This is a genomic window from Thalassospira sp. MIT121401 (genome assembly GCF_047125595.1).
GTDB classification, from domain to species: domain Bacteria; phylum Pseudomonadota; class Alphaproteobacteria; order Rhodospirillales; family Thalassospiraceae; genus Thalassospira; species Thalassospira povalilytica.
In genome coordinates this window covers 1,006,590-1,021,343 of record NZ_CP138926.1, presented here as the reverse complement: position 1 = coordinate 1,021,343, position 14,754 = coordinate 1,006,590, and the positions used below count along the sequence as shown (strand labels likewise).

The following is a 14,754-nucleotide window of genomic DNA, read 5'->3' as shown; positions in this document are numbered from 1 at the left end:
ATCTCTCCCTCACTCTGCCGATGCCACTGATACCGATGACGGCAGGTCAGCAGATGCGAACTGTTCTTGGGCCTTGGCTACCCAGGCCTCGTATTCTTCCATGGTAACAGCTTTGACCGCGATCGGCATATAGGCGTGGTTCACACCGCAAAGCTCGGAACACTGACCATAGAATGTCGTACCGGCATATTCGGCCGGGATGCGGGTCCAGGTTTCATTCAGACGGCCCGGTACGGCATCAAGCTTGATGAAGAGTGACGGCATGGCCCAGTTATGGATCACGTCATCGGATGTCATGATCAGACGGATATTCTGGTCCACTGGCAGAACAACCGGATTGTCGACATCCAGAAGGCGGTTCTTGCCTTCGGCGACAGCGGTTTCTTCGTCGATCATAAGCGAATCAAAGGTGAAGTTGCCGTTATCGGGGTACTCATAGGTCCAGTACCATTGCTTGCCGATGATCTTGAGCGTCAGATCGGCATCTTCGACACGGTCTGCGAAATACAGCAGACGGAACGACGGGATCGCAATGACAAGGAGGATAAGAACCGGAACAACCGTCCAGACCACTTCAAGAAGGGTGTGGTGCGTTGTTTTCGACGGCACCGGATTGCGTTTCGCACTGAAGCGGAAAAGCACATAAAGCAGCAGCAAAAGAACGATCACGGTAATGATCGTCATCAGCCACGTCAGCAAAATAAAGAATTCATGGCCTTCGACAGCCACAGGCGAAACCGGCTCCTGCAGCCCAAGCTGCCATGGCTCGGGTTGTCCAACAGCAAGTGCTGAACTGTCAAACCCGACGAGTACCGCCAATCCCAACAGAAAGATGGGAAATAGCTTCTTGATCGACATGCGAATCTGCCCCCTCGCATTACATCTCAAGGCGATATGCCTCAATCGTCTCTGCCTCTGATCCTGCGATGGCTGATCCGATATATATCGCCCCCTCTCAAGGACATTATCACGTCTCAACCAAAGATTACCAACAGATCAGACCAGAGCATTTCCTCTGACATATCTTATTCTTAATAAGCCTGCACCCGAAAGTACATCTGTAAGGCAGGCAAATAGCGTATCTTCGACACCTGTTCCAGAAAAAACCTCGCTGCGATGCACAAAAAATGTATTTGATAACACCTCAAATTATCGCTCTGGTTTCACTAAAAACGTTCGAAAATACCCACCCTTAGATAGAAAAACCGCCATTCCGGTCAGACATGATCTGTGCGACCGTGAATTGCTGCCATGCAATATAATCAGAAAGTCAGTTTAAAATCCCTTCAACCAATGGATAAAGCATCCGCGCGATCGGCTGCCATGCCAAAAGCGGTGTTTTGTTCCATCCTGCCGCTACGTCATATTGAAGTTTGCATTTGCGACACCAGATTACGACGGATCAAACGGGTAAGCGCCTGTTTGGGAACGCGATTCGCAATTCGGCCCCGTTGACCCGGCAATGATGGCTCCTGTGCGGAAATCACAGTCAGACACCTTGAAACACAGGGAAATTGTCGCATATCAGATAAATGAATTTGGTTGGCGTGATATGCTTTGCGGACTATTCTACCCAAACGTATGCATCCTGCCCCTCATCCGTAGTAATTCACTTCGCAACGCGGCTCACCGGATGCCGACAGATAAAAGACAGAGGTTCGCCAATGGCACGTCAAGGCAGCAAAAGACTTTTTACCGCCGAGATGCGGCTTCTCAACAAGCTTGAGAACATGAGCGACATGGTCGCTTTCCCGACCGAGATGCCAACGGACGGCCAGGGTGGTGGTAGCGCGGATGTTTCATCGCTGCATACCGCGATCGAGGACCTCAAGCTTGAACTGCTTGCCGACATTCGCATCATGATCGAGGAGCAGAAAAAGGCCAATGCCCGTCCGACCGACAGCGAACAGGAAGATGCGCGAACTGAATTGCGACTTCTGAAAACCGAAATTCGCGCACTGGCCAACTCGATCCAGGAAACCAAACGCGAAATCGCAGCCCTTTATACCGCGCCCGAAGACAGCAGCGGCACGCGTATCAATATCGTGAAAGGTGAACTTGATTCGGTCGTTGCCGCAACCGAGGACGCAACGGCAAACATCCTTGAAACCGTCGAAAAAATCGATGCGGTTGCCCACAATATTCGCTCAGCTGCCCCGGATGAATATACCCAGGGTCTGGCAGACGACATCGTGGAGCTGGTGGTCAAGGTGTTTGAATCCTGTAACTTCCAGGATCTGACCGGCCAACGCATTACCAAGGTCGTCAATACCATGAAATATATCGAGGAACGCGTGAACCGCGTGATCGAGATCTGGGGCGATGACGACTTCGGCGAATTTGACCTGCCCGCCGATCCCAAAGGGCTCGATAACCTTGACAAGACTGTCACCAAGGCACCGCAAAACGCCGAACGTGTCAGCCAGGATGAAGTCGATCAGATCTTCTCACAGGAAGAAATCGACGCCCTGTTCGACTGATCAGGGACAGAGCAAACAAAAACAACAAAGCCTGCCAAACTGGCAGGCTTTTTTTTTGCGAGATCCCTTTGGTCACCCTGATTGCTGCCATGATTGGCGCATTGGAAAGGATCAGGCGTGACCGGCTTCGCCAGACAGCAATTCGGGGGCAAAGCCCAGCTTGGAAAAGGCCTGTTCCCATTTGTCTTCGCAGTCGACATCAAACAGAAGATCCGGGTCGGCATCCACATGAAGCCATCCGTTGGCAAGGATTTCGCTTTCAAGTTGGCCACTGCGCCAACCGGCATATCCAAGTGCGAGAATGCGGCTTTTGGGGCCCTCGCCCAAGGCAATCTGTTCAAGGATATCAACCGTTGCCGTCACCGAAACGCCCGGATCGACATGCAAGGTTGCCTCGTTCGAGAAATCGGTGGAATGCAGGACAAAGCCCCGGCTGCTTTCAACCGGCCCGCCAAAATGGACCTGAATGTCTTCGATGGTGGGCGCGGGCCGGGCAATGCCAAGCTGCTCAAGAAGTTCGGGGAATGTGATGCTGTCAATCACACGGTTGATGACAAGCCCCATCGCCCCGTCCTGGTTGTGTGCGCAGATATAGACAACACTTTGCGAAAAACGCGGATCACGCATGCCGGGCATCGCCACCAGCAGCTTCCCACCAAGATATTCGCCTGTATCGATACGCTCAGCCATCTCGTAACTCTTTCTGTCCTGTTTCATCAAGCCTAGCGCGATTGGTGTTCCATTACCATCAAGAACCCCGGAAAGGGCCACATAATATGCATATCAAAAGCCCTTTCCACCTATTGAAGATGTAGGAACGCAAAGGCCGGATCGCCAACTTTTTCGCGAAACTTTGATCGCCCAAAGCCCGCAAATTCGGGCAATGACCGATCATGAATGATAAACCGGTCACATAGTCGTGGCTTGATTTGATCGCCACAGAGGATTACGCCTTCAAGTCAAAGATATCTGCCCATATTGCGCCACATCGACGGTGCAATCTCGGGATACCGAATATCGGCAATTCAAGGACCAAGACGTGCTGCGCCACCTGATCATTCGTTTTACAGTTCTTTTTGCGGTGACGGTCCTGACCGTCAGTTCGTTTGGCACCGCCAATGCGGCACAGGATATGACCACCGCCTGGACCGACGAGGATTTTGCATCGGTTCGCCTGATCAGTGCCCAAACCCGCACAAACGGATCAGACACATTGCGTCTGGGGCTGGAATTCGAATTGCAGCCGGACTGGAAAATCTATTGGCGCAGTGCCGGCGATGCCGGGTTCCCGCCGCAACTTGACTGGACCGGATCGGAAAATATTGGCGATGCCACCATCCTGTGGCCGGCCCCTCACCGATTTTCGATCTTCGGGCTGGAAACGTTCGGCTACAAAAACCAGATCATTCTGCCGATTGATGTTGCCATTCCCAACCCGGACCAGCCGGTATCCGTCCGGCTGAATGTGGATTATCTGGTTTGCAGTGACATCTGCATCCCGGCAAGTGCGAACTTCAATCTCGACATTCCGGCGACCGCAGCCGATAGCAGCGCGTCCGTTGCCAGCAATCAGGCCCATCAGATCGAAAAGTTCGTTTCGCGCGTACCGTTGCGGGGTACGGATCTTCCGATCTCGGTCAACAGCATTACAGCGCAAAGCGGATCTGAACAGCCGGTTTTGCGTCTTGGTATTTCGGGCCTTTCCGATGCCGACGTCAGGGTTGATGACATCCTGATTGAAAGCGATCTGCGCGCCGGGTTCGGGACGCCAGCAGCGGTTTCGCAGCCAGCAGGATCATCATCGGGCCTGTCATATTTCGAACTACCTGTCTTCGGGCTTGCGGACGGGCAGCCCCTTGATCAGGCCGCCCTGACCGTCACCGTGATTGCCGGGCCGCTGTCTATTGAACAACCCGTCACGGTTGGAACCGTCAAATCCTTGACCGCATCGCCCCAGATAGCCGCATCATCGGCGGACACCACCAGTATCTGGCTGATCGCGATATTTGCCCTTTTGGGTGGGCTTATTTTGAATGTGATGCCCTGTGTGTTGCCGGTTCTGTCGATCAAGGTCATGTCCGTGATCAATATGCGGGCCGAGGATACCAAGCATGTCCGGTCGGGATTCCTGGCCAGTGCAGCTGGGATCATTACATCTTTCTGGCTGATTGCCGCCGCCCTGGTCGCGATCAAGCTGGCGGGGGGATCCATCGGCTGGGGCATTCAGTTCCAGCAGCCACTGTTCCTGACCGTGATGACAATCATCCTTGCGGTGTTTGCCCTGAATATGTGGGGACTGTTTGAGATTTCCGGTCCCAGCGAACTTGGCAACGTGGCAAATGATGCCATTACCGACCAGCAAAGCCGTGGCCGCCATCTGAGCAGCCACTTCCTGACCGGCATGTTTGCCACCTTGCTGGCAACACCGTGTTCGGCACCATTTCTTGGAACGGCAATCGGCTTTGCGCTGGCTGGCAGCCTGTTTGACATTTTTCTGATTTTCACCCTGCTGGGTGTCGGTCTTGCCTTGCCCTATCTTGCCATTGCGATCCGGCCCGGTGTTGCACGCCTTCTGCCCAAACCCGGACGCTGGATGAATGTGGTCAAGATTGTTCTGGGTCTGGCGCTGATCGGAACAGCCATCTGGCTTCTGGGTATTCTTTCTGTCCAGATCGGGTTTGGCGGCGCCATTGCGGTCGGTGGCGGACTTGTTGCTGGCAGTCTGTTTGTATGGGCACGTTCGCGCACAGAAAAATTGCGTCCGCGCTTTGCCTTTACGGCACTTTCAGTGACCGGATTTCTGGTCGCGCTGTTTGCCCCGGGATTTGCCAAACCGCCGCAACAGGCAACCATGGCCCGCAGCAATGGTCAGCTTGAATGGCAGGCATTTGCCCCTGACACCATTCCGGCATTGATTGCAAATGGCAAAACGGTTCTGGTCGATGTTACTGCCGAATGGTGCGTGACCTGTCAGGTCAACAAGAAGCTGGTGCTTGAAACATCCGAAGTTGCCCGGGCACTTGGTGCAGACAATGTGGTGTTGATGCAGGCTGACTGGACCCGCCCGGATCAGGAAATCGCGGATTATCTGGCCTCCTATGGCCGGTTTGGCATTCCGTTCAATGCGGTATTTGGTCCGGATGCAACGGATGGCATTCTTCTTTCCGAGTTGCTAAGCGTTGATGCCGTCCTGGATGCGCTGCAAAAGGCAGGGGCCGGTGACGGGGCCAAGATCGCAAATGGCGGTGCGTAATCACATTTGTTTGCGACCATGCATGAACGCCATCATGCATCGGCCTAAATCAAAGTTCCTAAAAACTCTGTTCGATGGCATTGAATGTCCTGCGAATTTGGTGTTTGATTCAGGTCCAAGAGTTCCACCGCGCAGTCAACGGGATTGCGCCATCAAACGGAGATACCCATGACCATCACAGTCGGCAACGAGATCCCGGACGTTACCCTGTTCCGCGCGACCAGTGACGGCCCCGAAGCTGTCAATTCCAAGGAATTCTTCGCAGGCCGCAAAGTGGTCCTGTTTGCAGTGCCGGGCGCCTATACCCCGACCTGTTCTGCAAAACATCTGCCGGGCTTTGTCGCCAAGGCTGACGAGATCAAGGCAAAGGGTGTTGATGAAATCGCCTGCCTGGCGTCGAACGATGCCTTTGTACTTCAGGCATGGTCGGTAAGCGAAAAGGCCGACAACATCACCATGCTGTCGGACGGTGATCTGTCATTTGTTGATGCCACCGGCCTTGAACTTGATCTTACCGGTCGTGGCCTTGGCAAACGCGCCAACCGCTTTGCCATGATCGTCGATAACGGCAAAGTCACCCATCTTGCTGTTGAAGAACCCGGTGTGTTCGAAGTTTCCAGCGCAGAAGCGGTTCTTGAGAAACTCTGATCCGATCCGGTCGATCTGATCACCAAAACAGAGAAAGCTCCGCAGATACCTGCGGAGCTTTTCTTTTTCATGCAATATGACAGACGATCATGCCCGCGCGACTAGCGCGGCAAAAGAACCGGGATCGGATCTTCGCTTTCGTCGTAATCACATTCAAAGGTCGGATTGGTGTGTTTTGCAATGAAATGCACAACGCCCTCGCGGAAGTTGCCCTTGATCGGCGACCAGCTCATGAAGACGCCACCACGGCCGTCATATTCACGAATGTCCGGATCGCGCATCAGTTCGGCAAAACTGTGCCCCAAATCCTCTGTTGCGCCGGCAACCAGCCATGATGGCTTCAGACCGCCATGCCACAACAGATAAACCCCGCCGACACCATCCAGACCGAGCTCCTTGATGTCGTCGATCATGAACAGGCGGTAATATTCTCCGCGCGGGCTCTTTCGCCATTTGATATCCTGAGCCTTAGGCTGGCGAATAGCACCAAGAGACCAAAATCCCATAGCAACCTCCAAGCACGCCAAAACGCGTGCAACCGTGTGTTACACGCATCCCAACAACGCTTCTTATTCTTATAGGTGTAAACCTATCCCAACATATGTAAACGATTAGTTGACGTCAGATCCTTAGTCACGGCCGTCAACCTTCTTCTTCGGAAGGATCGTGTACGTCTGTTACCGCAAATATAGGAATAAAAACAAGAAATTCATCCCTAATCGAACAATTTGTCGATGTCGTCCTGACTGATGCCTTCGCCCTCAAGTTGCGGACCATTCAACAAATCGGCATCTTCGACCGGATTGTCCTTTTCAGAACTTTCAGGAACCGGAAGGTCTGCAAATGCATCCTCGCCCCAGATCAGGATCATGTTGTGGACGCGTTCTTCGACGAATTCGAGTGTGCGCACAACCTTGTTGATGCGCTGTCCGGTGATGTCCTGGAAGTTACAGGATTCAAAGATTTTGGTAACGATAAAGGCAATCTGTTCAACGTGATCGGCCACGAATTCGCTTGGTGCGGAATTCTTCAGCGTCATCGCCAGATCATCAATCTGTTCGGCAGATTCCAGAATGGTGTGGGTTGCCATTTCGGTATCTTTGACAATGGCATCAAGTTCGGATGCTGCACTGATCAGACGGTCATCAGACGCCTTTGGATGGCGTAGCGACGCGATCTGGATCTTGGCCTTGTGAATATGTTCGTTCATTTCTGCGATCTGGGTCCGGATCAGTTCCAGATCATCGCGGTCGGGCTCGGAAGCGCCGGGACGGTTGCTGTGGGTGAAGTTGCTTGAAACCGGATCGGGAAGTTCGTCAACCGGCGCATCATTTGAGGCCACCGGTGCTGCGGCAACCGCATCTTCATTGATTGTTCCGCCCGACGCCACTGCTTCACGCAGTTGCGATACTTCCCCACGCAGCGCGCGGATTTCATCGAGAACAGCCTGTGTCAGTTCAGACGGTTCCGCAGCCGGCTTTGGCGATGGCAGGGATGCCGACATTGCGTCGCCTGCACCCATTCCGCTTTCAAGCGTCGGATCGAAAAAGGAATCCGACCAATCTTCAACGACCCCACCTGTTCGCTCTTTTAACCGACGTTCTGCAGTAAACACCTTCTGAACACGACGCGACATGATCGACTTCAAACCTCCAGAACGGGCAAGGCCCATTCACCAAATCCCCAAACGCACCGTTTGACGGTGTCGTTCATTACCTTTCGAACAAGTATAAGGGTGCAGATTGCAACAAGTCCAATGTGTTTCAAGTACAAGTCCTTGAAAAAGAACACCCCGGCGATTGGCCGGGGTGTTTTCAAGCAGGTAGTAGCGTTGTGTATCAAGCCGTTTCCGGTTGCCAGCGCAAAACAGGCTTACGCGCAGCCGCCGTTTCATCAAGACGGCGACGCGGGGTCAGATACGGCGCATTCTTGAAGAATTCGGCATCACCCGACTCGGCTTTTGCCACCAGTGACAACACCGCATCACAGAACTGATCGATCGATTCCTTGGTTTCGGTTTCGGTCGGTTCAATCAGCAATGCCCCATGGACAACCAGCGGGAAATACATGGTCATCGGGTGGAACCCCTCGTCGATGATCGCCTTGGCCAGATCCAGTGTCGAAACACCGGTATCCTTAAGGAAGCTGTCATCAAACAGGGCTTCGTGCATGCAATAGCCGGGGAAAGCCACGCTGAGCTTTTCCTTGAGACGTGCGAGCAGATAGTTGGCATTCAGAACCGCATCACCTGATGCCTGACGCAGACCATCTGCACCGTGACTCTTCATATAGGTCAAAGCACGGATGAACATGCCCATCTGACCATGGAAACCCTTCAGACGGCCAAACGGCTTCATGCCGTCATTTTCGTCTGCGGTTTCAACCAGATGGAAGCCGTTTTCATTGCGCACGACATAGGGGATCGGCGCATAGGGTGCCAATGCCTCGGAGAACACAACCGGCCCGGAACCCGGTCCACCGCCGCCATGCGGGGTCGAGAAGGTCTTGTGCAGGTTGATATGCATCGCATCAATGCCAAGATCGGCCGGGCGAACACGACCGACAATGGCGTTGAAGTTCGCACCATCGCAATAGAAATAACCGCCTGCTGCATGCACCAGATCGGCAATCTTGCGAACGTCACGTTCAAACAGACCGCAGGTATTCGGGTTGGTCAGCATGATGCCAGCCACATCGTCACCAAGCTTGGCTTCGAATGCGGCCAAGTCAACACGGCCATCTTCGGTTGCCGGGATCGAGTCCACAGTAAAGCCACAGGCAGCAGCCGTTGCCGGATTGGTTCCGTGTGCGGATTCCGGCACCAGAACACGACGACGGTTTTCACCGCGCGCATCAAGGGCGGCACGGATTGCCATCATGCCACACAGTTCACCCTGTGCACCGGCAGCCGGTGACATGGAAACCGCCGGCATGCCGGTCAGAACCAGCAACCAGTGCGCACAGGTGTCGATCAGTTCCAGGGCACCCTGAACGGTGCTTTCGGGCTGCATCGGATGAAGGTCGGAAAGACCGGGCAAACGCGCGACTTTTTCGTTCAGACGCGGGTTATGCTTCATGGTGCAGGATCCCAGCGGGAAGAAGCCGGAATCAATACCGAAGTTTTTCTGCGACAGGCGGGTAAAGTGACGCACTACCTGCGGCTCGGACAGGCCCGGAAGGCCGACATTGCTGTCACGGTCAAGACCGCCAAGACGCGACTTGGTTCCTTTGGGTTCCGGAAGATCAACACCGGTACGGCCCGGCTGACCCTGTTCAAAGATCAGCTTTTCTTCCAGAACAAGTCCACGGTTGCCGGTATGGGTTGCGAACGTCATGCCAGCACCTCCTTCAATGCGCCCGCAAGGGCTGCGATATCTTCGTCGGTATTGGTTTCGGTAACCGCAACCAGAAGGTAGTTATCAAGATCCGAACGGTTCGGATAAAGACGCGACAGCGGAACACCGCCCAGAACGCCTTTGGCAACCAGTGCTTCGACCACCTCGGCCGCCGGCTTGGTCAGCTTGACGGTGAATTCGTTAAAGAAGCTGTCATTGACCACCGATGCGCCCGGAACCGCGTCAATCGCGTCTGCCGCCTTGCAGGCATTTTCATGGTTCAACGTTGCCAGACGGCGATAACCGTCTTCGCCAAGCAGGCTCATATGCACCGTGAATGCCAGCGAGCACAGGCCGGAGTTGGTGCAGATGTTCGAGGTCGCCTTTTCACGACGGATATGCTGTTCACGGGTCGAAAGGGTCAGGACAAAGCCACGCTTGCCGTCCTGATCAACCGTTTCACCACAAAGACGACCCGGCATCTGACGGACCAGTTTCTGGGTGGTGGCGAACAGACCGACATACGGCCCGCCATAGTTCAGGGCATTGCCGATCGACTGACCTTCGCCGCAAACGATATCTGCGCCAAAGCTGCCCGGTGATTTGATCGCACCGAATGCAACTGCTTCGGTAAAGACAACAACCAGAAGCGCGCCCTTGGCATGGCAAAGATCGGCAAGACGGGTGTGGTCCTGAATGCGGCCAAAAACGTCCGGATACTGAACAACCACACAGGCGGTCTGATCATCGATCAGTTCGCCAAGTTCTTCGACGGTTGCCTGCTGTTCCGGGTTGCCATCACGTCCGGCAACTTCGGTATCGCTATACTGGCAATAGGTTTCGGTAACTTCGCGGTAATGCGGGTGCAGACCACCCGACAAAACGGCCTTTTTGCGACGGGTTGCACGGCAGGCCATCAGAACGGCTTCGGCACAGGACGTTGCGCCATCCCACATCGATGCGTTTGCCACATCCATGCCGGTGATCGATGCCACCTGGGTCTGGAATTCGAACAGATACTGCAACGTACCCTGTGCGATTTCCGGCTGATAGGGCGTATAGGCCGTCAGGAATTCACCACGCTGAATGACATAGTCAACCGTCGCAGGAACATGGTGGCGATACGCACCGGCACCCAGGAAACTTGGCGCACTTGAAGTACCGATATTTTTAGCCGCCAGTGCCTGCATGTCGCGTTCGACCTGCATTTCACCGAGATGATGCGGCAGGTCAACCGGCGCATCAAGCAACGCGCCTTCGGGCACGTCACTGTAAAGTTCATCAACCGATGACGCCCCGATGGTTTCAAGCATCGCGGCGCGATCAGCACGTGTCAGGGGAAGATAACGCATACTTACAGACCTTCGACGAAGTCTTTATAGGCTGCTTCATCCATCAGCTCATCAAGCTGGGACTCATCAGTCAGCGACATTTTAAAGAACCAGCCATCGGTTTCCGGTGCTTCGTTCACCAGTGCCGGGTTGGCATCAAGTTCTTCGTTGATTTCAACAACTTCACCATCAAGCGGGGCATAAACATCGCTTGCGGCCTTGACCGATTCAACAACGGCTGCATCACCGTCCTTGGTCAGTTTCTTGCCGATTTCAGGAAGCTCGACATACACGATATCGCCCAGCGACTGCTGCGCGTAATCGGTGATGCCGACGGTTGCGATACCGTCTTCGAGCTCGATCCATTCATGTTCCTGCGAGAATTTCTTAGCCATGATCTTTGTCCCTGTTGATCGGTTGTCTGCGAGGCGGCACACGCCGCACATTCTCAAGATTTGCAGCAATCAGCCGCGGAAATAGCGATGCGGTGCGAACGGGAGTTCAACCACCTCTGCCGGACGGGCCTTGCCGCGCACCATAAGATCGACCTTGGTGCCCGGTTCGGAAAATTCAATTGCGACATAGCCCATTGCAATCGGGCCATCGACGGTCGGGCCAAAACCACCTGATGTGATTTCGCCGATCTCTTCGCCGTCGCTGTTCAAAATCTGGGTATGTTCGCGTGCAGGCGCCTTGCCTTCGGGCTTGATGCCAACACGTTTGCGATCCGCACCGTTTGCCAGCTGATCAAGAATGACATCCGCGCCCTTGAAACCGCCTTCTTCGCGGCGGCGCTTGTTGATGATCCAGTTCAGATCGGCCTCAACCGGCGTCGTGGTGGTGTCAATGTCATTGCCATAAAGGCAAAGCCCTGCTTCCAGACGCAGGGAGTCACGGGCACCAAGACCAATTGCCTCGACTTCTTCCTCGGCCAGCAATTTGCGCGCAAGTTCTTCAGCGCGATCATTGGGCACGGAAATTTCATAGCCGTCTTCGCCGGTATAGCCCGAACGCGTGACAAAGCAGGCAATGCCGGCAATATCAATTTCGGCAAAGCTCATGAATTTCAGATCGGCAACAGCCGGGGCAAAGCGCGCCAGAACATTGGCGGCCTCTGGCCCCTGAAGCGCCATCAGCGCACGGTCATCGATTTCTTCAAGGGAAACGCCGTCACCAAGGTTGGCACGCATGTGAACAATATCGTCATCCTTGCACGCCGCATTGATCACAAGAAACAGGCTGTCACCGGCATTGGTGATCATCAGATCGTCAAGGATCGTGCCATCGTCCTGGGTGAAGGTCGAATAACGGGTGCGCCCCGGTTTCAGGATCGCGATATCGCCAGGCACCAGTTTTTCAAGTTCGGCGACGCGGTTTTCACCGGTCAGACGAACCTGTCCCATGTGGGACACATCAAAAAGTCCGGCCTTGGCACGCGTATGAAGATGTTCGCCCTTAACTCCCAACGGGTATTGAACCGGCATGTCATATCCGGCGAATGGCACCATTTTGGCGCCAAGTTCCACATGGAGGTCATAAAGGGCGGTTTTAAGCAGTTCTGGCTGATGATCGGCCATCAAGGTCTCCCGGACAGTCGTTGCGAAACATAGCCGACCAATGGCCAACCACATTCCCCCTCTGTCTTGGAGCCTGAAAGAATCACAGCCGACTTGTCGCGACGGTCTGCTTACATCTTCGGCGAGGCGGTCACCGGCAATTCAAATTGATGCCGCCTGCTTTCCAGAGTCCCATCTCCCCGCGGTCCGTTTGCCTGAGAGTTTCCGGGGTGGTTGCTCCTTCGGCGTCCGCGCAATCCGTTATGGACCGTGGCACTCTCCCACGGGGATCACTTGGGTATGCGTCCTTATACGTATTTCGTTCCCGGTCGACCAGCCCCAAAATTCGGGCAATCACCCGGGCAGGTTTTCAACCCGCCGCTGTCAGTTTGTACCGAAACGACGATTATAGTCGAGCTGATCAGCACTTAGCTGGAATCCGAGATAAATCTCGTAGTCGGGACCGGCCCAGACATCATCTAGCGGAACAGACAGGGTGACCTGCTCGTCACGGTAACGCGCCATATTAAGATTGTCCGCAAACGGCATTGTCACATCAAACACCGATTTCTGAACAAACTTTCCATCGGGGTCACGAAGGGCGACGAAATATTTGAATGATGCCGAACGCCCCTGTGCCGCCGGGCCCAGCTCGGCGGTAATGATCGGGCTGATGATGACATCAAGCGTCTTGTCATCAAGGTCATAGCCACAGTCACCAAGATAGCCGGTGAATTCTGCCTCGACGATCACATCGGTCAGATCCTTGCCACTGCCAGCGAACTGAACAAGCTTTGCCGTATCCTTTGGCAGATAGGCTGCCGGGCAGGTCGGAACAGGCTGCTCTTCAAACGGGTTACTGCTGCATGCTGCAAGCAATCCCCCAACCGAGACCATCCCCAATGCACAAACGCGCCGCAGTCCGTTACCGATCGTCATCCAAGCCTCTATCAAACCATCTGTTTTCTGACATATGCATGATCTGCACTGTCGTGGCGCAGTCTATTCTTTCGCCGTAAGCCGCACAACCCGCTTCGACGATTGCCACGAAATGAAAACACAAAATCGGGTGCAATTGTTCCCGGGGCGATCGGTGCTCAGTCATTGCGCCACAAGGTCAGGCAGGTTATGTAACGAGAACGTTTGAATAAGTGTAGCGGGCTTGTCCCGGCACAATTTGGAAACCGGACCCGTATCATGCCTGACAAAGCCAGTCTTCGGATCGTTCTTGCCAACCCGCGCGGCTTCTGCGCCGGGGTAGATCGTGCGATTGAGATCGTGGAAAAGGCGCTCGAAAAATATGGTGCGCCGGTTTATGTCCGTCACGAAATCGTCCATAACAAATTTGTCGTCGATCGCCTTCGTGATATGGGCGCTGTTTTTGTTGATGAACTGGATGCGGTTCCCGATGGTGTGCCGGTCATCTTTTCGGCCCACGGGGTCCCGAAATCCGTCCCCGAGGCCGCCGAAACCCGCAAGCTTGAATATCTTGATGCGACCTGCCCGCTGGTATCAAAGGTCCATCGCGGTGCGGAACGTCATTTTGCCGATGGCAAACATATTCTTTTGATCGGCCATGCCGGGCACCCGGAAGTCATCGGTACGATGGGCCAGCTTCCGGTCGGCAGCATGACCTTGATCGAAACCGAAGAAGATGCCGAAAATCTTGAAGTCGAAAATCCCGAGAACCTTGCTTTCGTGACCCAGACGACCTTGTCACTTGATGACACGGCCAAGATCATCGAGATTCTTCAGCGCCGCTTCCCGGCGATTTCGGTCCCGAAAAAGGAAGACATCTGCTATGCGACGACCAACCGTCAGCATGCTGTCAAACTGATTGCCGAAAAGGCCGATGCGATCCTGGTTCTCGGCGCACCGAATTCGTCAAACTCCAACCGGCTGGTTGAAGTCGCCAAGCGCGAAGGATGCACGCGTTCGGTTCTGGTCGAACGGGCGCATGACATTGACTGGAACAAGCTTGACGGTATCAGCACCCTTGGCATTACGGCCGGTGCCTCTGCCCCGGAAATTCTGGTCGAGGAAGTTATTGATGCCTGCCGTGAACGTTATGACGTCACGGTCGAAACCATTACCTTGACCGACGAGAACGTGACATTCAAATTGCCACGTCAGCTTGCCAGCTAAGATATT

13 protein-coding genes and 2 riboswitches are annotated in these 14,754 nt (G+C 54.3%); of the genes, 4 read left to right on the top strand and 9 right to left on the bottom strand.

Going from position 1 to position 14,754, the window contains the following annotated elements:
- Window positions 1-9: 9 nt before the first annotated feature.
- Window positions 10-858 (bottom strand): cytochrome c oxidase subunit II, encoded by an 849-nt coding sequence (gene coxB, locus SIB88_RS04535; protein WP_101245413.1) that lies wholly within the window; start codon window positions 856-858, stop codon window positions 10-12.
- Window positions 859-1,664: 806 nt separating this feature from the next.
- Between coxB and SIB88_RS04530 the strand changes: the two genes are divergently transcribed.
- Entirely contained in the window at window positions 1,665-2,480 is an 816-nt protein-coding gene (locus tag SIB88_RS04530; protein WP_170310067.1) for a hypothetical protein, read from the top strand.
- Window positions 2,481-2,591: 111 nt separating this feature from the next.
- Here the strand turns inward: SIB88_RS04530 and SIB88_RS04525 are convergent, their stop codons facing one another.
- Window positions 2,592-3,170 carry a YqgE/AlgH family protein gene (locus SIB88_RS04525; RefSeq protein WP_101245412.1) on the bottom strand — a complete coding sequence of 193 codons (579 nt, stop codon included), beginning with the start codon at window positions 3,168-3,170 and terminating at the stop codon, window positions 2,592-2,594.
- Between the two features lie 349 nt (window positions 3,171-3,519).
- Here SIB88_RS04525 and SIB88_RS04520 point away from each other — a divergent pair, with 349 nt between their 5' ends.
- Both SIB88_RS04520 and SIB88_RS04515 read left to right on the top strand, forming a co-directional pair.
- A complete protein-coding gene (locus SIB88_RS04520) occupies window positions 3,520-5,733 on the top strand; it encodes a protein-disulfide reductase DsbD family protein (protein ID WP_412557454.1) in 2,214 nt (737 codons plus the stop codon).
- 168 nt (window positions 5,734-5,901) lie between these two features.
- A complete protein-coding gene (locus tag SIB88_RS04515) occupies window positions 5,902-6,381 on the top strand; it encodes a peroxiredoxin (protein WP_101245410.1) in 480 nt (159 codons plus the stop codon).
- Between the two features lie 101 nt (window positions 6,382-6,482).
- On the opposite strand, the gene SIB88_RS04510 is transcribed toward SIB88_RS04515, so the two are convergent.
- The 7 genes from SIB88_RS04510 to SIB88_RS04480 form a co-directional block, all read right to left on the bottom strand.
- Window positions 6,483-6,887, bottom strand: a complete 405-nt coding sequence (locus SIB88_RS04510; protein WP_228194580.1) for a hypothetical protein — start codon at window positions 6,885-6,887, stop codon at window positions 6,483-6,485.
- Window positions 6,888-7,096: 209 nt separating this feature from the next.
- Complete coding sequence (locus SIB88_RS04505) at window positions 7,097-8,017, bottom strand: protein phosphatase CheZ (protein WP_412557453.1); 921 nt, start codon at window positions 8,015-8,017, stop codon at window positions 7,097-7,099.
- A 202-nt stretch (window positions 8,018-8,219) separates the two neighbouring features.
- Complete coding sequence (gene gcvPB / locus SIB88_RS04500) at window positions 8,220-9,716, bottom strand: aminomethyl-transferring glycine dehydrogenase subunit GcvPB (RefSeq protein ID WP_101245408.1); 1,497 nt, start codon at window positions 9,714-9,716, stop codon at window positions 8,220-8,222.
- Entirely contained in the window at window positions 9,713-11,068 is a 1,356-nt protein-coding gene (gene gcvPA / locus SIB88_RS04495) for an aminomethyl-transferring glycine dehydrogenase subunit GcvPA (protein ID WP_206926763.1), read from the bottom strand. Before gcvPA ends, gcvPB begins: the two co-directional genes overlap by 4 nt.
- A 2-nt stretch (window positions 11,069-11,070) precedes the next feature.
- Window positions 11,071-11,442 (bottom strand): glycine cleavage system protein GcvH, encoded by a 372-nt coding sequence (gcvH, locus tag SIB88_RS04490; protein WP_101245406.1) that lies wholly within the window; start codon window positions 11,440-11,442, stop codon window positions 11,071-11,073.
- 69 nt (window positions 11,443-11,511) lie between these two features.
- Window positions 11,512-12,624, bottom strand: a complete 1,113-nt coding sequence (gene gcvT / locus SIB88_RS04485; RefSeq protein ID WP_101245405.1) for a glycine cleavage system aminomethyltransferase GcvT — start codon at window positions 12,622-12,624, stop codon at window positions 11,512-11,514.
- 59 nt (window positions 12,625-12,683) lie between these two features.
- Window positions 12,684-12,793: riboswitch (glycine riboswitch) on the bottom strand.
- A 3-nt stretch (window positions 12,794-12,796) separates the two neighbouring features.
- Window positions 12,797-12,897, bottom strand: a riboswitch (glycine riboswitch).
- A 90-nt stretch (window positions 12,898-12,987) separates the two neighbouring features.
- A complete protein-coding gene (locus SIB88_RS04480; RefSeq protein ID WP_101245404.1) occupies window positions 12,988-13,542 on the bottom strand; it encodes a hypothetical protein in 555 nt (184 codons plus the stop codon).
- 258 nt (window positions 13,543-13,800) lie between these two features.
- On the opposite strand from SIB88_RS04480, the gene ispH reads away from it, so the two are divergent.
- Entirely contained in the window at window positions 13,801-14,748 is a 948-nt protein-coding gene (gene ispH / locus SIB88_RS04475) for a 4-hydroxy-3-methylbut-2-enyl diphosphate reductase (RefSeq protein WP_101245403.1), read from the top strand.
- Window positions 14,749-14,754 lie beyond the last annotated feature (6 nt).

What these genes read in the sequence shown, in the direction of transcription:
- gcvH (WP_101245406.1), bottom strand. Translation starts at nt 11,442, where the DNA reads ATGGCTAAGAAATTCTCGCAGGAACATGAATGGATCGAGCTCGAAGAC.
- gcvPB (WP_101245408.1), bottom strand. Translation starts at nt 9,716, where the DNA reads ATGACGTTCGCAACCCATACCGGCAACCGTGGACTTGTTCTGGAAGAA.
- coxB (WP_101245413.1), bottom strand. Translation starts at nt 858, where the DNA reads ATGTCGATCAAGAAGCTATTTCCCATCTTTCTGTTGGGATTGGCGGTA.
- SIB88_RS04525 (WP_101245412.1), bottom strand. Translation starts at nt 3,170, where the DNA reads ATGGCTGAGCGTATCGATACAGGCGAATATCTTGGTGGGAAGCTGCTG.
- SIB88_RS04530 (WP_170310067.1), top strand. Translation starts at nt 1,665, where the DNA reads ATGGCACGTCAAGGCAGCAAAAGACTTTTTACCGCCGAGATGCGGCTT.
- gcvT (WP_101245405.1), bottom strand. Translation starts at nt 12,624, where the DNA reads ATGGCCGATCATCAGCCAGAACTGCTTAAAACCGCCCTTTATGACCTC.
- ispH (WP_101245403.1), top strand. Translation starts at nt 13,801, where the DNA reads ATGCCTGACAAAGCCAGTCTTCGGATCGTTCTTGCCAACCCGCGCGGC.
- gcvPA (WP_206926763.1), bottom strand. Translation starts at nt 11,068, where the DNA reads ATGCGTTATCTTCCCCTGACACGTGCTGATCGCGCCGCGATGCTTGAA.
- SIB88_RS04510 (WP_228194580.1), bottom strand. Translation starts at nt 6,887, where the DNA reads ATGGGATTTTGGTCTCTTGGTGCTATTCGCCAGCCTAAGGCTCAGGAT.
- SIB88_RS04505 (WP_412557453.1), bottom strand. Translation starts at nt 8,017, where the DNA reads ATGTCGCGTCGTGTTCAGAAGGTGTTTACTGCAGAACGTCGGTTAAAA.
- SIB88_RS04515 (WP_101245410.1), top strand. Translation starts at nt 5,902, where the DNA reads ATGACCATCACAGTCGGCAACGAGATCCCGGACGTTACCCTGTTCCGC.
- SIB88_RS04480 (WP_101245404.1), bottom strand. Translation starts at nt 13,542, where the DNA reads ATGACGATCGGTAACGGACTGCGGCGCGTTTGTGCATTGGGGATGGTC.